This window comes from Nocardia sp. NPDC051321 (assembly GCF_044455225.1).
Classification (GTDB): domain Bacteria; phylum Actinomycetota; class Actinomycetes; order Mycobacteriales; family Mycobacteriaceae; genus Nocardia.
This window is the reverse complement of the sequence record NZ_JBITEM010000009.1, coordinates 179,357-206,320: the sequence shown is the minus strand read 5'-3', so window position 1 is coordinate 206,320 and position 26,964 is coordinate 179,357. Positions and strand designations below refer to the sequence as shown.

Annotated in this window: 25 protein-coding genes and 1 tRNA gene; 14 read left to right on the top strand and 12 right to left on the bottom strand. The window is 63.9% G+C overall.

Features of this window, described 5'->3' with window-relative positions; genetic code table 11:
- Nucleotides 1-164: 164 nt before the first annotated feature.
- From ACIA8C_RS22920 to ACIA8C_RS22890, 7 genes are all read right to left on the bottom strand, one after another.
- Nucleotides 165-1,316 carry a nucleotidyltransferase family protein gene (locus tag ACIA8C_RS22920; RefSeq protein WP_397137811.1) on the bottom strand — a complete coding sequence of 384 codons (1,152 nt, stop codon included), beginning with the start codon at nucleotides 1,314-1,316 and terminating at the stop codon, nucleotides 165-167.
- The gene (locus ACIA8C_RS22915; RefSeq protein ID WP_397137809.1) at nucleotides 1,313-2,485 is read right to left on the bottom strand and encodes an acyl-CoA dehydrogenase family protein; all 1,173 of its coding nucleotides are present in this window, start codon (nucleotides 2,483-2,485) and stop codon (nucleotides 1,313-1,315) included. The genes ACIA8C_RS22920 and ACIA8C_RS22915 overlap by 4 nt, the downstream gene beginning before the upstream one ends.
- Nucleotides 2,482-2,742: a phosphopantetheine-binding protein gene (locus ACIA8C_RS22910; protein ID WP_397137807.1), complete on the bottom strand. Its 261-nt coding sequence runs from the start codon at nucleotides 2,740-2,742 to the stop codon at nucleotides 2,482-2,484. The genes ACIA8C_RS22915 and ACIA8C_RS22910 overlap by 4 nt, the downstream gene beginning before the upstream one ends.
- Nucleotides 2,723-3,955 (bottom strand): type III PLP-dependent enzyme, encoded by a 1,233-nt coding sequence (locus ACIA8C_RS22905; protein WP_397137805.1) that lies wholly within the window; start codon nucleotides 3,953-3,955, stop codon nucleotides 2,723-2,725. The genes ACIA8C_RS22910 and ACIA8C_RS22905 overlap by 20 nt, the downstream gene beginning before the upstream one ends.
- On the bottom strand, nucleotides 3,952-5,406 hold the full coding sequence (locus ACIA8C_RS22900; protein WP_397137803.1) for a class I adenylate-forming enzyme family protein: 1,455 nt from the start codon (nucleotides 5,404-5,406) through the stop codon (nucleotides 3,952-3,954). Before ACIA8C_RS22900 ends, ACIA8C_RS22905 begins: the two co-directional genes overlap by 4 nt.
- Nucleotides 5,403-6,827, bottom strand: coding sequence for an MFS transporter (locus tag ACIA8C_RS22895; RefSeq protein WP_397137801.1), 1,425 nt, complete (start codon nucleotides 6,825-6,827; stop codon nucleotides 5,403-5,405). The genes ACIA8C_RS22900 and ACIA8C_RS22895 overlap by 4 nt, the downstream gene beginning before the upstream one ends.
- 361 nt (nucleotides 6,828-7,188) lie before the next feature.
- Nucleotides 7,189-8,598: a condensation domain-containing protein gene (locus ACIA8C_RS22890; RefSeq protein ID WP_397137799.1), complete on the bottom strand. Its 1,410-nt coding sequence runs from the start codon at nucleotides 8,596-8,598 to the stop codon at nucleotides 7,189-7,191.
- A 721-nt stretch (nucleotides 8,599-9,319) separates the two neighbouring features.
- Here ACIA8C_RS22890 and ACIA8C_RS22885 point away from each other — a divergent pair.
- The 5 genes from ACIA8C_RS22885 (at nucleotide 9,320) to ACIA8C_RS22865 (ending at nucleotide 13,399) form a co-directional block, all read left to right on the top strand.
- Complete coding sequence (locus tag ACIA8C_RS22885; protein ID WP_397137797.1) at nucleotides 9,320-10,528, top strand: L-tyrosine/L-tryptophan isonitrile synthase family protein; 1,209 nt, start codon at nucleotides 9,320-9,322, stop codon at nucleotides 10,526-10,528.
- A gap of 194 nt (nucleotides 10,529-10,722) precedes the next feature.
- Nucleotides 10,723-11,562, top strand: coding sequence for an HAD-IIA family hydrolase (locus ACIA8C_RS22880; protein WP_397137795.1), 840 nt, complete (start codon nucleotides 10,723-10,725; stop codon nucleotides 11,560-11,562).
- Nucleotides 11,563-11,912: 350 nt separating this feature from the next.
- Nucleotides 11,913-12,107: a response regulator transcription factor gene (locus ACIA8C_RS22875; RefSeq protein WP_397137793.1), complete on the top strand. Its 195-nt coding sequence runs from the start codon at nucleotides 11,913-11,915 to the stop codon at nucleotides 12,105-12,107.
- On the top strand, nucleotides 12,104-12,754 hold the full coding sequence (locus ACIA8C_RS22870; RefSeq protein ID WP_397137791.1) for a hypothetical protein: 651 nt from the start codon (nucleotides 12,104-12,106) through the stop codon (nucleotides 12,752-12,754). The genes ACIA8C_RS22875 and ACIA8C_RS22870 overlap by 4 nt, the downstream gene beginning before the upstream one ends.
- Nucleotides 12,755-13,399, top strand: coding sequence for a TylF/MycF/NovP-related O-methyltransferase (locus ACIA8C_RS22865; RefSeq protein WP_397137789.1), 645 nt, complete (start codon nucleotides 12,755-12,757; stop codon nucleotides 13,397-13,399).
- Here ACIA8C_RS22865 and ACIA8C_RS22860 read toward each other — a convergent pair whose 3' ends face one another.
- Entirely contained in the window at nucleotides 13,400-14,272 is an 873-nt protein-coding gene (locus ACIA8C_RS22860; RefSeq protein WP_397137787.1) for a hypothetical protein, read from the bottom strand.
- 570 nt (nucleotides 14,273-14,842) lie between these two features.
- On the opposite strand from ACIA8C_RS22860, the gene ACIA8C_RS22855 reads away from it, so the two are divergent.
- Genes ACIA8C_RS22855 through ACIA8C_RS22845 form a run of 3 tightly spaced genes read left to right on the top strand, consistent with a single transcriptional unit; the run spans nucleotide 14,843 to nucleotide 15,842 of the window.
- Nucleotides 14,843-15,292 carry a MaoC family dehydratase gene (locus ACIA8C_RS22855; protein WP_397137785.1) on the top strand — a complete coding sequence of 150 codons (450 nt, stop codon included), beginning with the start codon at nucleotides 14,843-14,845 and terminating at the stop codon, nucleotides 15,290-15,292.
- A 47-nt stretch (nucleotides 15,293-15,339) separates the two neighbouring features.
- Entirely contained in the window at nucleotides 15,340-15,561 is a 222-nt protein-coding gene (locus ACIA8C_RS22850) for a hypothetical protein (RefSeq protein WP_397137783.1), read from the top strand.
- The gene (locus ACIA8C_RS22845; protein WP_397137781.1) at nucleotides 15,558-15,842 is read left to right on the top strand and encodes a hypothetical protein; all 285 of its coding nucleotides are present in this window, start codon (nucleotides 15,558-15,560) and stop codon (nucleotides 15,840-15,842) included. The genes ACIA8C_RS22850 and ACIA8C_RS22845 overlap by 4 nt, the downstream gene beginning before the upstream one ends.
- Before the next feature lie 517 nt (nucleotides 15,843-16,359).
- Here the strand turns inward: ACIA8C_RS22845 and ACIA8C_RS22840 are convergent.
- The 4 genes from ACIA8C_RS22840 to ACIA8C_RS22825 form a co-directional block, all read right to left on the bottom strand.
- Nucleotides 16,360-16,431: transfer RNA gene (locus ACIA8C_RS22840), tRNA-Val, on the bottom strand.
- Nucleotides 16,432-16,450: 19 nt separating this feature from the next.
- On the bottom strand, nucleotides 16,451-16,915 hold the full coding sequence (locus tag ACIA8C_RS22835) for a peroxiredoxin (RefSeq protein ID WP_397137779.1): 465 nt from the start codon (nucleotides 16,913-16,915) through the stop codon (nucleotides 16,451-16,453).
- Nucleotides 16,916-16,990: 75 nt separating this feature from the next.
- On the bottom strand, nucleotides 16,991-17,413 hold the full coding sequence (locus ACIA8C_RS22830) for a DUF3052 domain-containing protein (protein WP_150408147.1): 423 nt from the start codon (nucleotides 17,411-17,413) through the stop codon (nucleotides 16,991-16,993).
- A 126-nt stretch (nucleotides 17,414-17,539) separates the two neighbouring features.
- Nucleotides 17,540-18,097, bottom strand: a complete 558-nt coding sequence (locus ACIA8C_RS22825; RefSeq protein WP_397137777.1) for a hypothetical protein — start codon at nucleotides 18,095-18,097, stop codon at nucleotides 17,540-17,542.
- Nucleotides 18,098-18,397: 300 nt separating this feature from the next.
- On the opposite strand from ACIA8C_RS22825, the gene aceE reads away from it, so the two are divergent.
- From aceE to ACIA8C_RS22795, 6 genes are all read left to right on the top strand, one after another.
- The gene (gene aceE / locus ACIA8C_RS22820; RefSeq protein ID WP_397137775.1) at nucleotides 18,398-21,304 is read left to right on the top strand and encodes a pyruvate dehydrogenase (acetyl-transferring), homodimeric type; all 2,907 of its coding nucleotides are present in this window, start codon (nucleotides 18,398-18,400) and stop codon (nucleotides 21,302-21,304) included.
- A gap of 11 nt (nucleotides 21,305-21,315) precedes the next feature.
- Nucleotides 21,316-22,650 (top strand): PucR family transcriptional regulator, encoded by a 1,335-nt coding sequence (locus ACIA8C_RS22815; RefSeq protein ID WP_396989640.1) that lies wholly within the window; start codon nucleotides 21,316-21,318, stop codon nucleotides 22,648-22,650.
- Between the two features lie 128 nt (nucleotides 22,651-22,778).
- Nucleotides 22,779-23,693, top strand: a complete 915-nt coding sequence (locus ACIA8C_RS22810; RefSeq protein ID WP_397137773.1) for an ACP S-malonyltransferase — start codon at nucleotides 22,779-22,781, stop codon at nucleotides 23,691-23,693.
- Nucleotides 23,694-23,811: 118 nt separating this feature from the next.
- The gene (acpM, locus tag ACIA8C_RS22805) at nucleotides 23,812-24,111 is read left to right on the top strand and encodes a meromycolate extension acyl carrier protein AcpM (RefSeq protein ID WP_150408150.1); all 300 of its coding nucleotides are present in this window, start codon (nucleotides 23,812-23,814) and stop codon (nucleotides 24,109-24,111) included.
- 10 nt (nucleotides 24,112-24,121) lie between these two features.
- Nucleotides 24,122-25,372: a KasA/KasB family beta-ketoacyl-ACP synthase gene (locus ACIA8C_RS22800; RefSeq protein WP_150408151.1), complete on the top strand. Its 1,251-nt coding sequence runs from the start codon at nucleotides 24,122-24,124 to the stop codon at nucleotides 25,370-25,372.
- A gap of 126 nt (nucleotides 25,373-25,498) precedes the next feature.
- Entirely contained in the window at nucleotides 25,499-26,932 is a 1,434-nt protein-coding gene (locus ACIA8C_RS22795) for an acyl-CoA carboxylase subunit beta (RefSeq protein WP_397137771.1), read from the top strand.
- Nucleotides 26,933-26,964 lie beyond the last annotated feature (32 nt).

The window sequence follows — 26,964 nt, the reverse complement described above, 5'->3', positions numbered from 1 at the left end:
GCACACCTCAATGTATTTCTTGGAAGGGTGGACAACCCATGTTGCCACCGTCGACGGTGTCATGTGTGTCCAAGCCTTTCTTGCCCCGGTCTGTCTTATGCTCGCACGGCATGTGTTCCGAAGGAGGTCCCGACTTCTCGTGACAACCGAGCACGGCGGCGGGATTACCAGCCGAGGTCTTCGAGGCGGATGTTTGCACTGGCGAAGAACTCCGGTGGCTGTTCGGAGGACAATCGTTGCTCCATCGTGCCGTGCCAGTTCAGGATTGTTTCGCGCGGGCCGAGGCCGGTGTTCAGGAGCTCTTCCGGCATGGGCTTGCCGAGGTTCAGCTCAGCGCACAGTGTCGTTCCCAGAATTCGGTCGGCGTGTTCGCATACCCAGGTCACCGGGAAGATCGTTCGATTGTTCGAAATCGCCAGGCGGACTGCCGCTCTCGACTCCGAAGTCAATGCCCGCCAGAGCTGAACCACATCTCGATACTGCGCCAGCGTGGCTGCGCCTTGCATGGCGTCCCGTGCGATCCACGACTCCCGGAAAAGATGGAGGACGGTGAACAACCACAGAAATGGTGCGGACAGTGACGTGATGCACTCCTGGGGCATTCGAGCCGAGGCGAAGTTGTCGTTCAATTCCACTCGCATCGGGTTCTCCAATGCATGCTGCATATCTATCTGCCACGGGGCCTGGAACCACGTCAGGCTGAACGCGCAATCGACCATCACGAATGGCACCAGCGGGTCATCTCTCAGCTTCAGCGCGTGCGGAAGGTGATCGGGATATACGCGATAGAGTAGTTCATCCTTCCGGCCGAGTGGCTCGATCCGATGAGCGGCTCGGTCATAGGTGCCGAATGCCAAGCCGAGTTTTCGAAGTTCCGCGGAAACTTCTTGCCGGTTGTCGGGGTGAATCATGAAGTCGATATCCGACAGCCGCCGTGATCCGTCACCGCGGTAAACAAGATGGTGTAGTACCACGCCCTTCGTAGCCGTCACCGGTACGCCCAGCGCGTGGAGCCGGTCGACGATCTGTATGGCTTCGGCGGTCAATACCCGATTCCGAACACGATTGGCATTGCGATATGTCCGCAGGAGATCGCGTATGTGCGGGGCGAAAGTCGCTTTGGCGTGCGGATGTTCGGTAACGACGGCAAGAGCTCCGGTGAGCTTGTGTCGCACCGCAAGATTCACCAGTGCCGTGCTGTCGGCCAGCCTCGAGTTGAGCGGGGAAAGCCACTCTTCCATCCACGTATCCGAGCTGCGCGCGAGCGGCATAACGCACAGCTGTTTCAGCATGCGCCATTCAGCATGATCCTTCACGACAGGCTCACCTGCCGATCCGCGAGTGTGAGCATGCCGGTAGCAACCAGCAATCGGTCGTCGGCGTAATTCAGGCTCGCCGATCGCAGATCGCGGAACCGGCGCTCCAGGGAACCGCGACGATAACCACCCTCCAACCCTGCGAGCTGGACCAGTCTGTCCACCGCGTCGAAGGCGAGCTCGGCCACCGCGACCTTGAGCGTATTCAAATGGATCTGCGCCGGATAACCGTCCAATCGCCGACCGGCACAACGTGTTGCGGCCACTTCCTCGGCGGTGCGAGACAGGTAGGCGCTCGCGAGCTCCAGCGATGTTCGGACGCGGGCGAGCCGTTCGGCAATGAGCGGTGACGACAGATCCAGCGAACCAGGCCTATTCCGTGACCGTAGCAAGTCGATGAAGTCGGACAGTGCGCGCCGGGCAGCGCCGAGCCAGGTGGCCGCCCAGCCGAGGTGACCAACCGGAATCATGCTCTGAGCCGCGATCTGCGGCCATCCTCGGTCCGCGGCCAGGCTACGACCAGGCGGCAGCAGGCCGGTCAGGTGCAGCGAGACGCTGTCGGTCCCGCGCATGCCAAGGGTGTCCCATTGCCCCCCGACCTCGACTTCCAGCTCGGTGCGGTAGGCAAAGACCGCCTGTACCGCGCGCTCGGTGGCCGGTTCCGCGGCACGCATGGTGATCAGGAACCCGTCCGCGTACCGGCCACCGGTGACCACGGGAGCACGGCGATCGAGCTTGGCGTACCCCTGCTCGTATTGCAGCGGGGCCTGGGCGGTCAGTAGATGACCTCCTTTGCCGTGTTCGGTAGTCACGGAGGCCAGATAGAGTTCACCGCTGGCGACTTTCGGCAAGAGTTCGGTAGCCAGCGCCGGTTCGGCGAATTGGGTGATCGCATCGACCTGCTGGCAGTGCATTGCCCAGATCAATGCCACGGAGGTGCACTCGGCGGCGAAGCAGTCTGCGATGTCGACGAGATCCAAGACGGTACCGCCGAGCCCGCCGTACTTCTGCGGGACGAGCAGTCCGAGCAAGCCAGAAGTTCGCAGCAGGTCCAATGCCTCGACCGGAAACCTGGCCTCGGCATCGACCGTGTCGACGTGTGCCGCGAGAACGGGAACCACCTTCGCCGCGATGTCGAGAAAGGGCGATGTGCCGCGCGTGTACCTCATAACCGCTGCTGCATCTGCAGTTCCACCACAACGCTCCACAATGAGCCCGGGGTGGCGAAGGTGTCCGCGGTGAGCAGCTCGTCGGGGATGCTCACGTCGAAGAGGTCTTCTACTTCGAGGAGCAGCTGGATGGCTTCCATGGAGTCGAGTCCCAGATCGGCCATTGCCGCGTGTGGCGGGAGCGGCATCGCGGGTTCTATCCGTCGCAGGTGTCGGCGTAGCAAGCTCTCGTAGGCGTCATCCCAGCTCGACGACATGGGCGTCCTCCTCAATAGCGTTGCGGTGCAGGTGGATACGAGTGGCGCTCACGATCTCGTCGCGGCGCAGCGCGAGCTCTACCGGCAGCGGGTGGGACAGAAAGCCGAGCAGCCCGGTGGTGAGACCGTAGGCGCCTACGTTGGGTATTTCGACGAGGTCACCGGGAGCGGGTTCGGTCATCGTGGTATCTCTGGCCAAGATATCCGCGGGTGTGCACAGGGGCCCGACGAGGTCGACAGATACCGGCTGTCCGTGGTTGAGCGTTGGACGCATTTTCGCACCGATGACTCGGCCGGTCGCGGCAAGTCCACCGAGGTGGTTCACTCCGGCGTCGACAACCACGAATGTCCGCCCGTAGGACTGCTTTACATCTAATACTCGGCACAGCAGCGTGCCGCAGCCGGCAGTGATAAATCGGCCGGATTCGAACAGCACCTCGGGGTGACCGGCACGCCAGCCGGGCAAGGCCCGATCGAGCAGGTCTGCCGAGCGTGACGCCAGATTCGGATAGGACGGCCGAGGCCCTGGGGTGGCGTACGGCGCGGCAAATCCGCCGCCGAGATCCAGGTAGCGCAGGTCGATCATGTCGCGCAACCGCGCGGCCTGCGAGATCGAGACTTCCATGCTCTCAACGAGTGCGTCCTCGTCAACCATATTAGTTGCCGAGAACATGTGCGCGCCACTGACATCGACGCTGTGCAGGTTGTCCAGGTGCGGTTCGAGTTGGGTCAAGGACGCGGGGTCGAACCCGAATTGCGATGCCTTGCCGGTCATTCGCAGTCCCGCGCGGCCGGTTGTGCCGGGGTTGAGGCGCAACAGTGCGGCCGGACGCGCGTTGAGGTCGGTGGCGAGTCGGTCGAGTTGCTGTAGTTGGTGAACCGACTCGACGGAGAACAGGCGGACGCCGGCGATCAACGCGGTAGTGGTCTCGGCATCGGTGCGGCCCGGTCCCGTCACCAGGCACTGGGTGCCCGTGAAACCTGCGTTCAACGCCGTGTGCAGCTCTCCCGCCGAGCTGATCTCGGCTCCGCATCCGGTGCCACGCAACGCCGCCACCACTTCGGGGTGCGGGTTGGACTTCAGGGAGAAGTAGATCGTGCAGGGTTGGGGCAAGCAGCCGGCCAATTCGTTCCATGCTTTGGCAAGCTCGTCGAGCTGATAGACATACAGTGGTGTGCCGTATTTTTCGGCGATGCTGTGCAGCGAGATCATGGCCTCGGCCCATCGACGAGATCCCGGAGCCGGGTGAAATCTACCTTTCCATTCGATGTCCGGGGCATCTGGTCGAGTTTCCGGCAATGGCGGGGTGTCTTCGCCGACCCGAGTCGCTGCGCGATGTCACGGAGAAACTGTGCACCGGTCAACTCACCGGTAATGAAGATAGTGGCGTCCGGCCCATCTCTGTCCGGCACCACGGCCGCCTCGCGGACGGCGGGTACGTCGAGGGCGGCGGCGGTGATTTCCGTACCGCTTACTCTGGTGCCGCGCAACTTGAACAGGTCGTCGAGGCGCCCGGTGAAGTACAGGTAGCCGTCGCTGTCGAGGTATCCGTAATCTCCTGTGTGCAATTCGGTGTCGCCCTGCCGGGTTCGGCGAAATCGACGGGCGGTGATCTCAGGGGCACGCCAGTATCCGGACATCACGTGTGGTCCTCGAACTACGATCTCGCCGATCTCACCCGGGGCCCGAGGTCTGCCGGTCGGATCGATGATGACTACTTCGGTACCGGTGAGCGGGCGGCCAACCGAGCCGGTTCGTGTCAGATCGCCGTCGGGCTCGAGCACCGATACGCGTTTGCATTCGGTCAAACCGAACATCAAACTTACCTGTGCCAGAGGAAACGTGGTTCTCAGTCGGGCCAATGTTGGGGCGTGCATGGGCGCGCCGGTGGTGGTGAAAAGGCGAACAGGGGGGCGGTCTGCGGTTCGCCGTGCCAGTGCGCAAAGGCCTTCCGCGACAGAGGGAATGACCGGGACCACCGTCGCCTTGTGCTCGACGAGGGTGGCGAAAAGCGAGAGCTTCGTTTCCGCGGCGAGCACGAGTTCCGCTCGGCTGAGAGTCGTCAGCAATACCTGATAGAGCCCGTAATCGAAGGAGAGCGGCACGGCGGAGACGACAACGTCATCGAAGCGGTAGGTAAGGCGTTCGGCGATTGCGTTGACCACGAACAGAATTGCGGAGTGTGGGCATACGACAGCCTTCGGGACGGAGGTACTGCCCGAGGTGTACATCAATACCGCGGGGTCGTGGGGCTCAGGGTGGTAGTCGAGCAGGTCATCGGGGCTCGACTCGATCGCGGGCCAGAGTCGATCGAGGTCGACGGTGTCGGCCACTTCTGCTCCATCGCTGACTTCGACCGCTGGCGCGAGTTCGGCGCGGATCGGTTCTCGCTGGAATGCGCCCACCGCAGGCAGCGGCACGAAGACCGCGCCGAGTCGCAGTGTGCCGAACAGCAGCGCCAGAGATCGAATGCTTTGCGGCGCATGCACTACCACGTGGTCACCGGGCCGGACGCCCGCGTCTCGCAACCAGCATGCGCAGCGCAAGGTCATCGAGCGGAACGTCGAATAGTTCCATACCGTGTGATGGTCGCGTAGCGCGGTCCGATCGGGGCACTGGGCGGCCGCCTCGTCGAGAATCTCGGTCACTGCGGACGATTTCATGATCGGGACTCTCCAGCGTGCCCCGGCGATCTGGTTTTGGCCGCCAGGTGCGCGAGTGTCGCGAGGGCGACCGGTAGCAGCACGGCTGTCATGGTGAGGTTCAGCGCCGTCCAGCCGAGGACCCGCAGCAGCGCGGCGGCGCTGATGCCGCCGAGCGTCGAACCGGCCATGATGAGGAGTTCGCCGAATGCCTGTGTCCTGCTCCCACTTTCGTCGCGATACGAACTGGCGATGAGGGTGGATCCCGATGCGTAGGTCAGGCTCCAGGCGATCCCGATCAGGGCGAGCGAGACGACGAAGTGGAATTGCTCGGTGCCGCTCGCTCCGATGAGCACACCGACGATTCCGCATACCGCGCCGACGAACTGGAGCCACCCGGCGCCGATGCGTCGAATCACAAGCCCCGCAACCAGTGCCGGCGCGTACATACCCACCATGTGCAGTTGAATCATGAACGCGCGATGATCGGCGTCGTGGCCGTATGATCTGGCTGCGATGGGGCCGACGGTCATCAGCACCATCATGGAGAAGTAGCCGACCATCGCGCCGAAAGCGCCGACGGCGAATCCCGGCTGCCGCACGATCGCCGACAGCGACTCCCCGCGTCTCGAGGTCTGCCGCGTGACCGACTCGGTGTGATCACTGCGGTCTTGGAACATCGCGACGACGCACATCGCGAGCAGAGCAAGTACCGCAACGAGCGCGTAGGAGCCGACGTATTGCTTTGTGGCACTGCCGAATATCGGAGCGTTCATCATCCCGGTCGCCATGAACGGTCCAGCGACGGCCGCGATGACGCCGCCGGTCAGCACCGTCGAGATGGCTCTGCCCCGATCGGCGACCGCTACCTGGTCCGCCGCGGCGTATCGGTAGTAGCCCGTACAGCCCTGGTAGATCCCCATGCAGAGGGTACCGACGCAGAACAGCGCGAAGTTGTGCTGGGTAACAGCGACCACCGACAGCACTCCGCCGACGGTCGCAACGCCGGCACCGCAGAGAAAGCCGAATCGTCGGCCGTAGCGGGCCATTACGAGGGATGCGGGGATCGTGGTGCCCACTGAGCCGAGGGTGATGAATGCGAACGGGAGGGTCGCCAAGGCAGGGGTGGGGGCGAGGCTATCGCCGACCAGGCTCGTCATGGTCAAGTCGACACTGAGCGAGCACAGAAATAATGCCTGGGCCGTGGCGAGAAGAACGATCTGCCGACCCGACCCGGCCCACCAATGGTTCGGCGCTGTCGCCAGGCCGACCGACGCTGCATGCTGTTGTTTTGGCAAGCTTGTCCTCCGTACATTCCGTCGAACCCGTCCTCCGTCGGTCAGCTCAGCGCGCGTCGTCCGCGAGACAGCGGTACGGCTCCCCTCGTGATTCGTATTTCGCCGTCGCAAGGCATGGAGTTGGTGATCATCTCCCGTTGCCACGCCACCCCCGCGACGCACTCGAGCACCACATCACTGCCCATGATCATCAGATTGAACCCCCCGAGTTTTGCATGAACTCGTTGCCGCTGAAGCTATCCAGACCTCCAGAGCGCGCTCACAAGCATGCCCCTTCCATTCGGAATTGTCCAATGAACTCGGGATGAACGCGCAACCGAGACACCGGCTTCGGTGGTTCACCGAAGCTGTTGGCCCCCAGATGCTTTGGCTTGCGCACGCCGCTCGATCGATCCTCCTGCGTTCAGTGGCAACGACACTGAACGCGGCCGAGGCAGCCGAATCCTGCGGCAACTGCGGCCCGTAGGCACGACGGAAGTTCCGCGGCATTGCGCGGCCGGTGACCCTAGTCGATTCGGTTTGCGGCGGCGCGGGGGTCGACGAACCTGGCGACCTGCCGGGGCAGCCACCCGTCTGCCCGATCGTCATCGCGGCATGCCGCGATGACGATCGCTTCGATGCCGAGGAGAATTCGGCGAGTGATGGGCTCGGGGATGCAATCGGTGTCAGCCCACAGGGTGAGGAGAATTCTGCCGTTGTCGACCCGAATCCGCAGCGATTGTTCCGGGCCGCGGTCCACATAAGTCTCGGAGGTTTCCAGCTTCGAGGTGGCCGTATCGATGACCGCATCGCGACACCGGCTCGCCCACTCGTCATCGGGCTCGTTCCAGAAAACATCGAAGTACCGTTCGATGAACACCGGTTCCCGCCGCGCTCGGCTCTCCTCGATCACCATGCTGTCCACCGTTTCGCTGTCATAGCGGCCGTGCCGAAAGCCCTTGAGTACCGCGGAATAGCAGTTCGCCGCCAGCTCGCGAAAGGATCCGGTGTTGTGGCAGTGGACGAGTACCGGTTGAGCGAGGCAGACAGCGGTGTCGTGGGTACCCGGATCTGTGCGGTTGGCACACATGAGTTTCAGGGGGATGGAGCTCCTGCCGGTGTAGCGTGCGAGCAGAGCAACGTACGCCGCCAGCAGAATTGCCGTCTTCGACGTGTCGGCCGGCGTCCGGAGTTGTCCCAACGCGCGATACAGCGCGGGTGATTTCAACGTCGAGAAGATTAGGGTCCGCTGCGTCCAGTCCGCCATGCGGGCATCCAACGCGCCGCCCCGGTCAGGAAACAGCGAGGCCGGTATCTGTCGCAACTGTTCCTTCCAATACCGCATCCCTCGCTCTGTCCGGACCATTCCCTTGGCAGACCGCTCGGAAAGCGCAACGTCATACGGTTGCATAGGGTGCTGCTGCCGGTCGGGCCGGCCGCGGCCCCCTTCGGCCTCCGAGAGCAGCACTCGGAGGTCTCGTTCTATCAGTCCCGCCGTCCAGCCGTCGAAGACGATATGGTTTCCCACACAGCACAGCGTGTGAACCGCCGCACGGTCTTTCAGGACGGCAAATCGCACCGGAAACTCGCGCATCGGGTCGAAACCCTCCTGCGCGAACTCGTCGAAAAACGACGTCGGATTCGCGACTTCATTCAATTCCCATTGGCGAATCGGCGTCTCGCGGGCTTCGTGGACGTTCTGGACCAAAGTGCCGCTGTCGTCCACCGAAAAGGTGGTGCGCAGGCCCTCGTGACGGCGGACGAGTTCGTCGACGGCCGCGCAGACGATCGCCCAATCGATACCGTCGAGGTGCCATCTCAGCGAGATGTTCCAATATCGCCAATAACTCGGCGGGAAAATCCTTTGCTCGTACCACTGACTTTTCTGCCCCAGCGTGGCCGGCGCCTGCCGCACAATAATTGAACCTTCGGTCACGAATCGTTCCGATCTGCTCGGAGCGCTCGGGGCAAACCTCCTTACAGGCAAATAGGTTGCCCGGCAAGCACTTTCGTCGATGGTGCCGATGGGCACACTACCAAATGGCGGCACCAGGGTCGACCCACGCGCAAGCAGCGTCGTCGAGCCCATACTGGCGTGTGCGCGCGAGCCGCAACGGCCGTTGGCGAAAGTTGTTGTCGGCCAAGCCTGAGTAGGACATTTGCGGTGGAACGACTCGGCTGCCGGAGATCTTCCCAGGGTCCGATGTGGGCGAGGTGTCGTTGAATTGTCTTGTACTACAGAGGATCTACGCCGATGTCAGTCAGGACACGGACCGCATCGGCCTTCGAGTCGCCTCCACGATCCGCACCCCGCCTCGGTCCTTGGAAACGACTCGCACCACGACGTCCCCAGACGCAGTGCGCACCCTCCGCGCATACCCGCCGCCGAACCCTCCCTGCGTTAGCGCCCACGCTCCCTCCATCACCGTCAAACCCCAGGTCAAACGATTGCAAGATCAAAAACGACACCCAAGGTGTCCTGACTCGGGCGAGAGGATTCGAGGTGCCCCCAATTCCATGGGCTTTCAGAGTGTTCATGGCTCGTTCATTGGACATTTCCAGATGGAACCGGCAAGCTGGACAGGGAGTTTCAGTTGCCAAGATCGAATTGTGCTTGGCATCAATGGATTTCACATCGACTTGGGGGAGTCTGTCTCATGACGATAAGCAATGATGTGACACTCGAACGCGTCTCGACGGTTGCCCGGCAAGGTGAGATGATCACCAGCTCCATGCTGTCGAAGGAGTACGCCTGGCCTGCGGACGACCCGCGGCGTCAACCTCGGCACACCGAGGTCGGCATCGACGAACGAATCATGCGGATCGTGGCCGAAGCGGCCGAAAGCAGTCGCTTCGACGCGCCGCGATTCCGCCGTCAGTTCGGCGCCGAGCCGCCCGAGACGCGCCTGCTCGAACTGCTCAACCATCGCGCGTTCCAGTTCAACAATCGCGCCCTGTTCCGCTCATCGGACCTGTGGCACAACCGAATCGCCGCCGCGATACGTGCGGACAGGGCGGTCGAGGTGGTACTACCGGTGTTCTGTGTCATCGCGAACCCGGTCAAACGCATCGAGGTCACCGTCGCGACCGCCGCGGAAGACGTCGCCCTGCTGCACCTGGGGCGTCTCATCGAGCACGCGGAACAGCTGTGCGAGGTGCGGTTGATGATCAATCTCATCGCGGACAGCACGTTCTACAGCCCCGCGTTCGGCGTCACCTCGGTCGAGGCCAAGGCCTATATTGATCAGCTGCGTCAGCGCTTGGTCGATCTGAAGCTGGATTCCAACATTCGCCTCTACGACATCTCCGATCTCCTCGCCGGCTCGGCGCCGGAGTTTCAGCAGCGATACGACACTTGGTTCGCTCGCCTGCGGCGAGACCCGTTGGCCGACGGGATTTCGGAGACGGCGTACAACCAATGGCTGGGCAGCATGGCGGCCAGCGTCAACATCCGGAAGCTCGACCTCTCCTACGCGGAGTTGCGTTCGATCCTCAGCGACGAACGGTCCGCCTTACCCGCGAGCGCGGCACTGGCCACCCGGGCGCAGGCGGCACTCGACGATTACCGAGCCGTCAAGCTGGCCGCCTCGGACCTCGGCTGGGAAGACCGGTGCTTCCCAGGCGCGGTGCGGGCGACCATTCATACGAAACCGATTCCAGTGCTCGGCCTTCGCATGTATCCGGAGTACAAATTCCGATCCCGACTCCTTCCGTATCACGGTATCGGAGTCCTCTATCACAACGAAAAGCGTAAGAAGTACGAGATGCAGGTGGAGCCGGAAATGTTCGTCTACGGCCGGCCCGAGATCATCCGCGTTGTCGACACCGCGGGCCGGACGTACTGCTATCTCAAAGATCATGGGTAAACAAACTGTCGCGGCGGTCGCCACGGCCAGGGCGCCGGTCGTCGTCTCGCTCGCCCTGATCGGAATCGCCTCGAGCCTGACCTACGCATCGGGGTCCACCCTCATCGCCAGCTCTTATCGGGACGAAAGCGGTGGCAGGACAAAGGTATTCGCCATCGCGACACTCGCCTCCGTGAGATCGAAACGGACACACCATGCGCAGGCCTGATTGCACAACCACGTACGACGGTGTGATCTGTGACCTCGACGGGGTCGTGTATCGGGGGACACAGCCGATCGAACACGCCGTCGAGGCTCTGGCGGCGATCCGACATCGAGGTATACCTGTCGCCTTCGCGACGAACAACGACACGCGCAGCAGTGCGGACATCGCCGAAATACTCAGCGGCATGGGGTTTCCGGCGACCCCAGAGCAGGTCGTCACGGCGCCGGAGGCGCTGGCAGCTCTACTGGCGCGGTGCTACCCACCCGGTACCAGGGTGGCGGTCTCGGGCGCCGCGGTCCTGTCCGAGGTCCTGCGCTCGGCCGGGATGCAGGTATGCCGACCCGGTGAGCGGTCGGCGATCGTAGCCCTTGGACTCAGTGCCGATCAGGGATCGGCCGAATTCGATTCCGTAGCAAGGGCTGTCGAGGCATCCGACCGCTGGTATGCGACAAATGTCGACCGGATCGTCCTGCGCGACGCGGGCCCAACGCAGGGCAACGGGATGGTCGTGCGCGCCTTGCAGGCGGCGACAGGCCGATCGCCGATCGTCATCGGCAAGCCGCAACCCCATCTGCTGCGCACAGCAGCCGCCAGGATAGGCGTCAGTCGGCCCCTCATGGTCGGCGATCAACTCGACACCGATATCGCGGCCGCACAGGCCGCCGGTATGGACAGCCTGCTGGTCATGACTGGTGTGTGCGGTAGGAGTGCCTCCGATGGTGGCACCCTACGGGCGACGTATCGAGCCGATGACTTACGAATCCTGGTCGAGGGCATGCGTTTCCGCGTCCCGGCGACGACACTGCCGCGAGCGAGGACCATTAGTTGATCATCTGCGGGTCAACGGCTTGCCCGAATAATACGCTCTACAGGTAAAGTCCCATTCACGTATGGAGAGAGGAAGAGAAAGCTAAAGGTGCTGGGGTACAACGTCTTTGATGGCACGTCAAAGCCGGGCGATTCTGTCGAATGCTCACCTCCGGTTCATTGGATAATTCCGAATGGAACTGGCATGTTGGCCAGCACGTTCGGGAAGCTGATATCGAGATAGCTTCAGCAGCGCAGGGTTTGACGCAGGATTTTGGGGGAGCGATGAGCGAACCGGAACGAATTGCTACTGGAAGTGAGAGTGGGACAGATTCGGCTCCCGCAGCGGACTGCCCGAGGGACCCTTGGGCGTTGCTTTCCGAGCGGGAGCGAGAAGTGCTCGTCCATGTCGCCAAGGGGCTCACTTACGCGGCCACGGCGCACCGGATGGGTCTGAGTACACACACCATCGACACCTATTTGCGTCGCGCCCGCCGCAAGACGGGGGCGAACAGCCTTGCCGAACTGTCGATATTGGCCTACAAGCATCGGTTGGGAAGCCAGTGAAGCCGGCCGTTCCGTCGGACCGCGAACCATTCGGCGCTGTTCCTTTCGTGGAACGTGAACCGAACACGATCGAGGACATCGGGGTGTTTCTGCGGTCGTGGAACAATCCGGCGGCGACACGAAGACCGGCGATACTGCGTCGTAGCGAAGTCGGGAACATCAATCGATACGGCTTGTCCGGAGTCTGGGCTGCCGATGATCTGGATCCGATGCACCCGCAATGGCGAGAAGGCATCGAGGAGGCGGTATGGCCGGTGGTGAACTACATAACCGCAACCCTCGAGCTCGTGACCTACGACAGCTGCGGCGGGCACCCCCACTGTGGTCCGGTGGAAGCCCGCCCCCTACACGTCGGGATACTGCCTGCCACAACCGCGGAGTGCCAACCGCTGGGGGCGATGATGTCCAAGGCGACTTCCTACTGGGACGCCTGGACAAACGAAATCGCGCGGATCACCGTGTCCTGGTCCGTGTTGGTCTGCGCCGCCTCGGGATCGCGATGCGCTGTCCTGGACATCACGGCCATCCCGTTGGATGGCGTGTTCAGCGCCGAGTATTTCACCGCTCGACCGATGATTGCGGCACAAATTATCAATGGACTGGATTCAGGACGCCGATTGCACGGCACCGAAGGGGTGGAGGTTTAGTTGAAACTCGAGGACGTTGAAGGCTATCTGCTCGACAACCATTCCGGGACAACGGACGAACAACGACTGGCCACTTTGAAGCGTGAAATCTCCGCATTGCTGGAGCGGAAGGTGGCAGGAGCCTTCGTGGAGGTCGGCTGCTATCGGGGCGCAACAGCGGCGTATTTGCGCGCTCTGCTTGATCTCGCGGGCGAGGAAAGCCGTCCGATACATGTATACGATTCGTTCGAAGGACTTCCGGAGCCGGACACGATCGACGGAACGCATCTGGCAGCCGGCAGCATCCGGAGCTGCCAAGATGACGTTATAGCACTGCATCGAGAACTCGGTCTCGCAGCACCGATCATCCATTCGGGCTGGTTCCACGACACGCTTCCTGCCGAGCTACCCGACACGATCGCCTTCGGGTATCTCGATGGCGACTTCTATGAGTCGATCCTGACGAGCCTGCGGCATTGCGTCCCTAATCTGGCGCCGGGCGGTCTGCTCATAGTGGACGATTACGCGGATGTCGAGTCGAACCCAGCCGCATGGAACGGCCTACCCGGCGTACTCGCTGCGTGCGAGGCGTATTTCGGGCGCGCTCGCCCCCTCGAGGTGCTCCCGGGCAGTGGCGATCTCGCTTTCGGGGCTTACCGCACATGATCAACCCGTCGCCAGTGCTCGATGGCGCTCGGCGAGTCTATCCCAGACTGCTGCCAGGACCTCTTCTGAAGACAGACGTGCGGTATCGAGCACGAAATCGGGATTCGGGCTGATCAAACCGGCTTGATGCTGGGCGATCGAAAGGTCGGCGGGGTGAGCGTGCCGAGACTGCCGTTCGAGTAGAGCGTCGCGAGACGCCGTCAATTCGACAAAGGTTGCCTCTATATGCCCTGCCGACACGTGTTGTTGTACACAGTGATAAAACTCGTCTGTGATATGCCGCTCGTAGGGCTGTCCGTCCACGACTACATTCATTCCGGACATAAGTATGGAAATAATTGCCGCGTTCATCGCCCTGAGCATCCGGACTGCGTCTACGCCGTTGCGAATGACTCGGCCGGAGGTCTTATCGTCAAGCTGTACCGAGACGTAGGAGAATCCTTCTCGCGAGTTTCGTGCATTCGGGGTTCCTCCCGCCCACGGTGGCGGCACCATCCCGTATAGTTGATCGATACCGAACCGAAGGAGCGGAACCGGCGATTTGGTTTGCAGTTGCGATACCAGAGTTGATTTTCCAACCGCTGATGGGCCATTGACGACAATGCAGATAGGACGATCGTCAGTATTCACTCTTATCACTATAGTGCTCAGCAGAAGATTCGCCATCCCGGTAAAGTCCGCAGCCCCCATGTTGCGGTGGTCGTCGACCGGGTTCGTAATCTCGACGGCAAATGGCGCACCCTCGATGGTGCAATGATCTACCGGCTCGAGGTCACCGTGTCCGAGACTGCTCAACCACTGGTCACGCCGCGACCACGACATCACCGCCCGCCGGGGCGAGCTCACCGCCCTTTCCAGCGCCAGGTCGGCCACGAACCAACCCCGAAGGAAATGTTCGGGTAGATGGAACGCGCCACCCTGAAACCCCGACCCGCCAAATACGACGCACGATCCCTGGCCGAACAACGTCAGCGGCGGCGCCGCGATGTCGAGGCGGTCCTCGGCGGCCGAAAAGCGCTCGCCCGCACCGTGTCACAGAGCCTGTGGCAGCCACGGCGACCGCGGCAACAGTTCGACCCGGCACGCACCGCCGCCTCGTCAGCCATGTCGTGGCGACGGTGTCGGCCGAACACGGGACCCGGCGCCAGCGTCATGTGCGCAGCGAAACCGAGCCCCAACTCCGCGGCTTGGTCGCCCGTGACCAGTGGCAACAGGTCACCGACGCGGTCGCCGCCGCACTCGAACCGTCGCGGAGCCTGGCACGCGGCGATCCCGATATCGAAGCCGAACCCGTTCTGCGGGGGGTCCCTATGGTTTTCGTCAACTGTCGCGTTCGGGGATAGGTGGCGAATGGTGGTCGCCGACCAGGTCGAACGAGCCACGCGTACCCACGCGTCCGACGAGGCCTGGTCAGCTGGTCCCAGGGTCATTAGCATCTGGCTCGTGATCACCATTAAGGGTGTGGACGAGCTGGCGGCTTCTGTTGGGCGAGAGGCAGTCTCGGGTTGGCAGCTGATTACACAGGATTCTATCGACCGGTTCGCCGAGGCAACCGGTGATCGGAATCCGCTCCATGTCGATCCGGGGTTCGCACGGCAGACGCCATTCGGTTCGACGATCGCCCACGGCTACTTCCTAGTGGCGGCTGCTCCTGCGCTGATGGAGAGTCTGTGGCACTTGGACGGGTTCTCCTTCGCGGTCGCATACGGCGTTAATCGTGTCCGTTTCCCCGCACCACTGCCGGTGGATGCACGGTTTCGGATGCGACTGAGCATCAATGCTGTGGATGAGATCGGTGGGGGTGCACAGATCACGACGGAACTGACCTTCGAACGCGAGGGCCGGGACAAGCCGGTTTGTGTGGCCGAGTCGCTTTACCGCGTGTACAACTGACTCGCGTCAACGCCGCCGATAGTTCCGCTGTCGGCATGATCGTGTTCATGATTTCGACCGGCGGATTCGCCCGGTCCGAACAGGTCATGAGCGCGGCAGGTCTGTCGGCCTTCGCCGTGTTCGGCGTGATCGGGGTACTGGCCGCGCCGACATTGATGGTGCTCGATATCGCCACCACCGCGGTACTGATCGCGCTCGCCGCAGCGGCCGCCGTAAAGGCACATCGAGCTGCGGCACAACCCTTTTCAACTTCGGAGGAGTACGGGTGAGTCGTACAACGATCATCATTGTCGTCGGTTTCGTCCTGCTCGGCATCTTTCTGCTGGCCGGTTCTTTCTTCGGCCGCCGGGGCATCCATCGGGCGGCCGAGGATTTCCTGCTCGTCTGGCTGGCCTTGGTGAGCGGCAATATGGCGGTAGGCGTGATCGACGAAGGCTACGGGGTGCTGGAGGAGATTCCGTTTCTCCTCATCAACTTCACCCCGCCGGGAATCGTCGCTGCCACCGCGTGGTACCGGACAAGGGAATCGGCCGAAGTCCGCGCTGACTAGCTCGCGCACAGGAGTACCTATCGAAGGGTGCCAGAGACGGCTCGGAGAAGAAGAAGGCTACGGCCGAACAGGCTGTGGTGAAAGGGATACCGCCAGACTTCGTAGCTGCGCGGGCCGCCATCAATAAGGTGCTGGGGGATGGGAAGACAACGACGAACCCCAAGGGCCGACCTGTGGCGTTTGCTGCTTAAGCCTGCGTCGGCGTAGGCGCCTCGTTTCACCGCCTGTCGAGCTCGCTAAGCCGGAATCATGAGATCGTGCCAGTCGATGGCGAAGCCGACTTCCGGCTCAGCTTCACGATTCCGCGCCAACTGGATGCTGAGCGGAGAGTGCCTACATGGACCTTCGGGTGTGGCGTACGGAGGAGGGGGCGGGCGCAGCCCCGGATCCCGCGTACCCGGGGAGGGGATCCGGGGGCGAAGCCCGCCGGGCGGGGTGTGGGGGTTGCACCCCCACAAGAATGACGCAGCGAACCAGGCTCCCGCTTTCCGCGAGCAGGATTCGCCGATGAGCGAAGTGGGCGCAGAGGGGATCGAACCCCCGACCGCTGGTGTGTAAAACCAGTGCTCTACCGCTGAGCTATACGCCCCTGATCGTTACCGACCGGGTTATGAATCTAGCGCGGCGAGCGCTTTCTCCCAAGCCGCCTGGTCACGGGCCTCTCCGGGGCCGTTCATCTCCGAGAAACGGATGTAGCCCGCGCGGTCGACGACGAAGGTGCCGCGGTTGGGGTAACCGGATTTTTCGTTGAAGACCTCGTAGGCCTGAGCGACGGCGCCGTGCGGCCAGAAGTCGGACAGCAGCGGGAAGACGTAACCCTGTTCGGCCGCCCAGATCTTGTGGGTGGGGGGTGGGCCGACGGAGATGGCGAGGATCTCCGCGTTGTCGTTCTGGAACTTTGGGAGTTCATCGCGCACCTTGCACAGTTCACCTTGACAGATGCCGGTGAAGGCGAGCGGGTAGAAGACGATCAGGACGTTCTTCTTGCCGTGGTAGTCCGACAGGCTGACGTCCTGGTTGTTCTGATCCTTGAGCGTGAAATCCGGCGCGACAGTGCCAACTTCGAGCGGCATCGCAAATCCTCCATCGTGTCGGGTTTCCGCCGGGCGGCGCGATCACCGCCCGGCGACACCATAGCGAAAGGTGGGTCAGCGCTGCTTCGAGGGCGCCTTCGGTTGCACCAGGCGGCTGCCCGCCCAGCTACCCAGGGCGATCGCCGAGGTCTGAGTCAGACCGGCGGTCGGTGCGGATTCTGCGATTTCGCTTGGTTCAACATGTCCCGGATGTCCGGTCTTGGGCGTGAGTACCCAGACGAAGCCTTCGTCGGCGAGTGGACCGATCGCATCCATCAGTGCGTCGACCAGATCACCGTCCCCGTCGCGCCACCACAGCAGCACAACGTCGACTACTTCGTCGGAATCCTCATCGACTAGATCGCTGCCGATGGACTCCTCGACGTCGGCTCGCAAGTCGTCGTCGACGTCCTCGTCCCAGCCCAATTCCTGGACAACCAAGCCGTGTGTAATGCCAAGCTTCTGAGCGTAGTTCTGCGCGTCCGCCGCGGCGACCACGGTGGTGTCCTCCTCAACTCCCGACAATAGGTAGTTGCAAGCGAACATGGTTATGGCCTCCAGCGCAAGCCGATCCGAAGAAAATGGCCCGGAATGTCGCGTGACAATGTTGTGTCATGGACCGTTTCAGCGCTTCGGGCAGGCGTCTCGGACGGCGTTGCGCGCGTCGTTGACCCGCCTGCTTGCGTCGTTGAGCGGCCCGACAGGCGCGGAGTAGGTCATCTTGCGGGTCTCGGCGGAGAGCGCGCGTGCCGCTGTGACGTAGTCGGTGAATTTTCCGGCGAGATCCGCGGGGATCGAGTCCTTCGCGGTGTTGACTCCGGTCTCCACCTTGTTCGCGGCGTCATCCAGGGTTGACGCGGCGAGTTCGCGTTTGGCCGCGTAGTCGGCGGCGTTGGCGTCGTGCGCGTCGACGAACTCGTTGTACTTGGAGACCCCGACGCCGGTGGTGGTCGGGAACTGCGCGCAGTTGTCGGTGATCGCCTTGTCCTGCGCCGCGGCGCGTTTGGACGAGGTCGCGGCGGCCGACGAGGCGGCCGCCGCGGTCTTGTAGGCCGCTAGATCAGCGGCATTGGGATTCGCCGTGCCGACGACGCCGTTCGCGCAGCCGGCCACTACCACGCCGACAACGATCGCTCCGGTCGCGCACACCAATCCGAACCCGCGCGGGTCCAGCGTCTTCATCGTCCTCCCGTATGACGTGCGCCTCGCCGGGCGCTCGAAAACTACAGTGGCCTGGGCTCATGAGCGAGCGAATCGACGACACAGCGCCCATGGGCATGACGGAGCCGAGCGCCAGTGAGGCGCAGTCTTGCCCAGCGCACGGTACTGGACTTCCTGCTGACATGATGACCTGGGGCACACCATCGGCAAGGATGGAGGGTGCGCCCCGACCTTTCGTAAACGAGTGGTACGCAAACCCACGCGCCACCGCTCGGGGATATCGACGCTATCCGCATGTCCACCCCTGTACGAGGAGCAGATTTGACCGACCTGATCCACTCTTCCGCTCCAGCGCAACCCGCTGGATCCGAGTCCGCCGCTCCGGCTGGCCGCGATCCGGGCGGTTCGCAAGCCCAGCCGACCGAGCGCGTGCGGGTGATTCGCGAAGGGGTGGCGTCCTACCTACCGGACATCGACCCGGAGGAAACCAGCGAATGGCTCGAGTCATTCGATGAGATGCTCGACCGTGAAGGACCCGGCCGAGCGCGTTACCTCATGCTCCGTCTGCTGGAGCGGGCCGGTGAACGCCGTGTCGCCATCCCCGCGTTGACGTCTACCGACTACGTCAACACCATCCCCACCGAGAACGAGCCGTGGTTCCCCGGCGACGAAGAGGTGGAACGGCGCTTCCGCGCCTGGATCCGCTGGAATGCCGCGATCATGGTGCACCGCGCGCAGCGCCCGGGAATCGGTGTCGGCGGCCACATTTCGACCTACGCGTCCTCGGCGGCGCTGTACGAGGTCGGCTTCAACCACTTCTTCCGTGGCAAGGATCATTCCGGCGGCGGCGATTCGATCTTCATCCAGGGGCACGCCTCGCCTGGCATCTACGCGCGCGCCTTCCTCGAGGGCAGGCTCGGCACCGACCGGCTCGACGGCTTCCGGCAGGAGTACAGCCACGGCGGCCCCGGCCACGGGGTGCCGTCGTACCCGCATCCCCGGCTGATGTCGGACTTCTGGGAATTCCCGACGGTGTCCATGGGTCTCGGCCCGATGAACGCCATCTACCAGGCGCGGTTCAACCACTACCTGCACGATCGCGGCATCAAGGACACCTCCGATCAGCACGTGTGGGCGTTCCTCGGCGACGGTGAGATGGACGAGCCGGAGTCGCGCGGTCTCGCGCATGTCGCGGCGCTGGAGGGCCTGGACAACCTGACCTTCGTGGTCAACTGCAACCTGCAGCGGCTGGATGGCCCGGTGCGCGGCAACGGCAAGATCATTCAGGAGCTGGAGTCGTTCTTCCGCGGTGCGGGCTGGAACGTCATCAAGGTGATCTGGGGTCGGGAGTGGGACGCGCTGCTCGGCGCGGATCGCGATGGCGCACTGGTGAATCTGATGAACTCGACCCCGGACGGCGACTACCAGACCTACAAGGCCAACGACGGCGCCTACGTGCGCGACCACTTCTTCGGCCGCGACCCGCGCACCAAGGCGCTCGTGCAGGACCTGTCCGATCAGGACATCTGGAATCTCAAGCGCGGCGGCCACGACTACCGCAAGGTGTACGCCGCCTACGCGGCCGCGATGGCACACAAGGGTCAGCCGACGGTGATTTTGGCCAAGACCATCAAGGGCTACACCCTCGGCAAGCACTTCGAGGGCCGCAACGCCACGCACCAGATGAAGAAGCTGACCCTGCAGGACCTCAAGGATTTCCGTGACCTGCAACGGATTCCGATCACCGATGCCGAGTTGGAGAAGGATCCGTACCTGCCCCCGTACTACCACCCGGGCATGGAGTCGCGCGAGATCCAGTACATGCTGGATCGCCGCAAGGCGCTCGGCGGGTACCTGCCCGAACGGCGCACCACAGCTAAGCCGCTGCAACTTCCGGGCGACGAGGCGTACAAGTCGGTGCGCAAGGGCTCGGGCAAGCAGAGCGTGGCCACCACCATGGCGCTGGTGCGGCTGATGAAGGAGCTGCTGCGGGACAAGGAGATCGGCAAGCGGATCGTCCCGATCATCCCGGACGAGGCCCGTACCTTCGGTATGGACTCGTGGTTCCCTTCGTTGAAGATCTACAACCGCAACGGCCAGTTGTACACATCGGTCGACGCCGAGTTGATGCTTGCCTACAAAGAGAGCACCGTCGGGCAGATCCTGCACGAGGGCATCAACGAGGCCGGATCGACCGCGTCGTTCACCGCGGTTGGTACCTCGTACTCGACGCACGGCGAGCCGATGATCCCGCTGTACATCTTCTATTCGATGTTCGGTTTCCAGCGCACCGGCGACGGTCTGTGGGCCGCGGCGGATCAACTGGCCCGCGGTTTCGTGCTCGGAGCAACCGCCGGGCGAACCACGCTGACCGGTGAGGGGCTGCAGCACAACGACGGCCACTCGCTGCTGCTTGCCTCCACCAATCCGGCTGTGGTCACCTACGATCCGGCGTTTTCCTTCGAGATCGCGCACATCATCCGGGATGGCCTGCGCCGGATGTACGGCGGCGGCACCCCGGACCCGGTTCCGTACGCGGTGCCGGGCACCGATACCCGCAAGGCCGACGGCGGTTTCGGCGGCGAGGACATTTTCTACTACATCACCCTCTACAACGAGCCGTACCAGCAGCCTGCCGAGCCGGACGGCGTCGACATCGCCGGCCTGCTCAAGGGCATCTACCTGTACAAGCAGGGTGGCGAAGGTGAGGTGCGGGCCCAGATCCTGGTCTCCGGCGTCACCGTGCCGGACGGCCTGCGCGCGCAGGCGCTGCTCGCCGAGGACTGGGGTGTGCAGGCCGATGTCTGGTCGGTGACCTCGTGGGGCGAGCTCCGCAAGGAGGCACTGCACCGGGAGATCGCCGCACTGCGTTACCCGGACGAGGATCATGGCACTCCGTATGTCACCGAGGCGCTGTCGCGGGCCGAAGGCCCGTTCGTCGCCGCGACGGACTGGATGCGCGCGGTTCCGGATCAGGTGCGCAAGTGGGTGCCCGGCGATTTCATCACCCTCGGCACCGACGGCTTCGGCTTCTCCGACACCAGGGCCGCCGCCCGTCGCGTTTTCAATGTCGACGCGCAATCGATCGTGGTAGCCGCCCTGTCCGGCCTGGCGAAGGCCGGAAAGATCGACAACGCCAAGGTGATCGAGGCCGCGTCGAAGTACCGCATCGACGACGTCGACGCCGCGCCGAAGAACGCGTCGAGTTCCGATGGGGACGGCGAGTAGCGGACGATTGAATGGTGGACCGTAAACCGCCGCGGCCGCGTCGGATCTCCGAGGGCTCTTCCGAGCACGAGGTGTATCTGCCGACGGGCGCGCTCTCCCCGAACCGGCAAACCCGCGACCCACTACCGGACACGCTGCTCAAACGCGTGAAGCAGTTCTCTGGACGCCTCTCTACCGAGGCGGTCGGGTCGATGCAGGATCGGTTGCCGTTCTTCGCCGATCTGGACGCCGCGCAGCGCGCCGGTGTCCAGATGCTGGTGCAGACCGCGGTGGTGAACTTCCTGGAATGGCTACAGGACCCGGACAGCGATATCCGGTTCAGCCTCGACGCGTTCCAGGTGATCCCGCAGGATCTGGCGCGGCGGCTGACGCTGCGCCAGACCGTGGACATGGTCCGGGTGGCCATGGAGTTCTTCGAACAGTGGCTGCCCGCGCTCGCGCGCAACGACCGGCAGCTGGTCGCGCTCACCGAGGCGGTGCTGCGGTACGGGCGTGAGCTCGGCTTCGCGGCCGCCTCGGTGTACGCCAGCGCGGCCGAATCGCGTGGCGCGTGGGACACCAGGCTGGAGGCGCTCGTCGTCGACGCCGTGGTGCGTGGCGACACGGGCCCGGACATGCTGTCCAGGGCCGCCACCTTGAACTGGGATGCCACCGCACCGGCGACGGTGCTGGTCGGTACTCCGCCCGGCGAGCAGGGTGTGTCGTCGGTGGGCGCGGTGCACGCGATCGCGGCCAGGCACGGACGCGCCGCGCTGGCGGTAGTGCAGGGCACTCGCCTGGTGATGGTCGTGAGTGGCCATCTCGGTGAGTCCTCTTATATATCGCCGTTCCTGGCAGACCTGCTGGCCGACGTCTTCTCCGACGGTCCGGTGGTGATCGGCCCGACCACCCGCACGCTGGGTGCCGCGCACGCCAGCGCGGTCGAGGCGCTGGCCGGTATGGAGGCCGTGGTGGGCTGGCGAGGCGCGCCACGCCCGGTGCATGCGACCGAATTGCTGCCGGAACGCGCTTTGCTCGGCGATCGAGCTGCGGTCGACGCGTTGAACGAGTATCTTGTCCTTCCGTTGGCCTCGGCGGGATCGTCACTGGCGGACACGCTCGAGGCCTATCTGGATTGCGGTGGAGCCGTCGAGACGTGCGCGCGTCAGTTGTACGTCCATCCAAATACCGTTCGCTACCGCCTCAAACGGATTGCCGAAATCACGGGTCGTGATCCGATGAATCCGCGGGACGCGTATGTGCTCAGAATCGCCGCTACCGTGGGTCGTTTGACACGAACCCGTAACGAAACGTCAACACCTACCCCAGATGCCCCTCATTTCACACTTGGTGAAGAGGGCCTGTAACGGAATTCGTGGGACGTCCGATCCGGGTCGACCCACGTGGCCTTTTGTGGGACTCCCACAAAACGCGAGGGCAAGCTTCATTCGCGTCGACATCTCCGGCGAGGCACCTCACAGTGTTCTCTTAGGGAGTGATCGCGTTGTTCACCCCTGGACAGGGGTCCCAGACTCCCGGCATGCTCGCGCCTTGGCTCGACCTCCCTGGCGCGCGTGACCGGCTCATCCTCTGGTCCATGGCTTCCGGCCTGGACCTGGTTCGCCTCGGCACCACCGCGACGGCGGAGGAGATTACCGATACGGCAGTAACCCAGCCACTCGTCGTGGCCGCCGCGTTGCTCGCCTATGCGGAAATCCCCACGGATTCACTTCCGGCCGCTACCATCGTCGCCGGACACTCGGTCGGTGAACTCGCCGCCGCCGCTGTCGCCGGGGTCATCTCCCCGGACGACGCGGTGCGATTGGCCGCCATCCGTGGTTCGGAGATGGCCAAGGCGTGCGCGTTGGAACCGACCGGCATGTCCGCGGTGCTCGGTGGCGATGAGGCCGCCGTGCTCGCTCGGCTCGCCGAACTCGACCTCGTTCCGGCCAACCGCAATGCGGCGGGCCAGATCGTGGCCGCTGGTCGGTTGGACGCGCTGGCGGAGCTCGCCGCGAACCCGCCGGAGAAGGCACGGATTCGCGCGCTGCCCGTCGCCGGTGCTTTCCACACCGCGTACATGGCGCCGGCGCAGGACGCTGTGACCGATGCCATATCGCAGATCGTGCCGAACAACCCGAACCGGATCTTGCTGTCGAACTTCGACGGCAAGCCGGTGACCTCGGGTCGCGACGCGATCAACAAGCTTGCTGCCCAGGTCACCCGGCCCGTCCGGTGGGATCTGTGCACCCAAACCGTAAGGCAGGCAGAGGTTTCCATGGTGGCAGAGTTGCCACCGGCGGGCACCCTGGTCGGCATTGCGAAACGGGAGCTGAAGGGCACGCGCACCTTGGCCCTGAAGACCCCGGAAGACCTCCCCGCGTTGGCCGGGGTAAGCATCTCCGGCTAGCTTTCCTGCGCAGCCATGCATCGATATGCGTGGTTGTGACCGAGCGGACGTAACCTTCGGCCGTCTCGATCCGAAAAACCAGTACACGCCCTACAAAGAACAAGAAGGGAGCCACGAAGTGGCCGCTCTGACCCAGGAACAAATCGTCGAGGAACTCGGCAAGATCATCGAAGAGGTGACGGGTATCGAACCCTCCGAGGTGACGATCGAGAAGTCCTTCGTCGATGACCTGGACATCGACTCGCTGTCCATGGTCGAGATCGCGGTACAGACCGAGGACAAGTACGGCGTGAAGATCCCGGACGAGGATCTGGCCAGCCTGAAGACGGTCGGCGACGCTGTCGGCTACATCCAGAAGCTCGAGGCGGAGAACAGCGAAGCCGCCGCGGAGCTCAAGGCCAAGTTCGACGCCGAGTAGGGCTGACACTGTGACCACTCCTTCCACCTTGAACGGGAACTTCCCCAACGTCGTCGTCACTAGCCTGGCGGCGACCACGTCGATCGCTGGTGATGTCGATGCGACGTGGAAGGGACTCCTCAACGGCGAGAGCGGTATCGACGTTCTCGAGGATTCCTTCGTCGAGGAATACGACCTTCCGGTCCGCATCGGCGGTCACCTGAAGGTCCGGCCCGAGACCCTGCTGACCCGAGTCGAGTGCCGGCGCATGGCGTACGTCGAGCAGCTCGCGACCGTGCTCGGTCGCGAAGTCTGGCGTAACGCAGGCAGCCCGGAGGTCGACCCGGAACGGCTGGGTGTGGCCATCGGCACCGGGTTGGGTGGCGGCGACGCCCTCATCGACTCGGTCGACAAGCTGAAAAGCGGTGGCTATCGCAAGATTTCGCCGTTGGCTGTGCAGATGGTCATGCCGAACGGCCCTTCGGCCGTTGTCGGCCTCGAATTGAAGGCCAGGGCAGGAGTGGTCACTCCGGTCTCGGCATGCTCGTCAGGCTCCGAGGCCATCGCCAACGCATGGCGCATGATCGTGATGGGCGATGCCGACATGGTCGTCACCGGTGGTGTCGAGGGTTACATCGACGCGGTGCCGATCGCGGCGTTCAGCATGATGCGTGCCATGAGCACCCGCAACGACGATCCGAAGGGTGCCTCGCGTCCGTTCGACAAGGATCGCGACGGTTTCGTCTTCGGTGAGGCGGGCGCCCTGATGGTCGTCGAGACCGAGGAGCACGCCAAGGCGCGCGGTGCCACCATCCACGCCCGGCTGCTCGGTGCCGGTATCACCTCCGACGGCTTCCACCTCGTCGCTCCCGCGCCCGATGGCGTCGGCGCGGCTCGTGCGATGACCCGAGCGCTGCAGACCGCTGGTCTCACCGCGAAGGACATCACTCACGTCAACGCACACGCGACCGCGACGCCGATCGGTGATACCGCCGAGGCGAACGCGATCAACCTGGCGATCGGCAAGCACGCTTCGGTCTACGCCCCGAAATCCGCACTGGGACACTCGATCGGTGCCGTCGGCGCGCTCGAGTCCGTACTCACGGTGCTCAGCATCCGGGACGGCATCGTCCCGCCGACGCTGAACCTGGAAAACCAGGATCCGGCGATCGACCTGGATGTGGTGCACGGCGAAGCTCGCCGTCAGGAGATCGAGTACGCGATCAACAATTCCTTCGGTTTCGGTGGGCACAACGTCGCGCTCGCCTTCGGTCGGGCATAGCCGCTCGTATCGAATTTCGACTGCACGACGATCCCGGCGGGATCCGGCCACCAAGGCCTCATCCCGCCGGGATCGACATTTTTCAGCCGCGGTAGCGGCGCACTCACGAGGTGAGGAGAAAACGCGATGACGATTATCGCTCCCGCGCTGCACCAAGGAACGGACCTGGATCCGCGCGATCCGCTCGGCCGGCTGCAGCGCTTCTTCGATCCCGGCACGCTGCTTCCGCTGCACCCACGCGACAAGTCCGGTGTGCTCGCCGCGATCGGTGAGGTCGACGGGGTGCGCACCGTCGCATATTGCTCCGACGCCACCGTGATGGGCGGCGCGATGGGCGTCGAGGGGTGCAAGCACATCGTCGACGCGATCGACACCGCCATCGACTCCGGCGTCCCGATCGTCGGCATCTGGCATTCCGGTGGCGCCCGGCTCGCCGAGGGCGTCGAGGCATTGCATGCCGTCGGCTTGGTCTTCGAGGCAATGGTTCGAGCGTCCGGCCTGGTACCGCAGATTTCCGTGGTCGTCGGCTTCGCCGCGGGTGGCGCCGCGTACGGCCCCGCGCTCACCGACATCGTGATCATGGCCCCCGAGGGCCGCATCTTCGTCACCGGCCCCGACGTGGTGCGCAGCGTGACCGGCGAGCAGGTCGACATGGCGACCCTCGGCGGACCCGTCACCCACGGCAAGAAGTCCGGTGTCACCCACATCGTCGCCGATGACGAGGCCGACGCGGTGCATCGCGCGCGTCGTCTGGTGTCGATGTTCGCCGAACAAGGCGAGTTCGATCTGGTCGCGGCCGCGCACGGCGACGTCGATCTCAAGGCGATGCTGCCGGAATCGGCCAAGCGCGCCTACGACGTCAAGCCGATCATCCACGAACTGCTCGACAACGTCGACGGCGAAAGCTCGTTCGAGGAGCTGCAGGGCGGTTACGCGCGCAGCATCGTCACCGGCCTCGGCCGGCTGGCCGGGCGCACCGTCGGGGTGCTCGCCAACAACCCGATCCGCCTCGGTGGCTGCCTCAACTCCGAAAGTGCCGAGAAGGCAGCGCGTTTCGTGCGCCTGTGCAACTCCTTCGGCATTCCGCTCATCGTGCTCACCGACGTGCCCGGCTACCTGCCCGGCGTCAGCATGGAATGGGAAGGTGTCGTGCGCCGCGGCGCCAAGCTGCTGCACGCGTTCGCTGAGGCGCGCGTGCCCCGCGTCACCCTCGTCACCCGCAAGATCTATGGCGGCGCCTACATCGCGATGAACGCCCGTTCGCTCGGCGCGACCGCCGTCTACGCATGGCCCGGCTCCGAGGTCGCCGTCATGGGCGCCAAGGCCGCCGTCGGCATCCTGCACAAGAAGGCCCTCGCCGCCGCCCCCGAAGAGGAGCGCGAAGCACTGCACGAGCGCCTCACCGCCGAGCACGAGCGCATCGCGGGCGGCGTCGAACGCGCCATCGCCATCGGCGTAGTCGACCAGGTGATCGACCCGGCAAAAACCCGCAGCATCATCGCCGCCGCCCTAGCCGCCGCCCCCTCCCGCCCCAGCCACCTGAAGAACATTCCGCTCTGAACGCCCGCATTGACGTGAGTCAAATGGTCGCC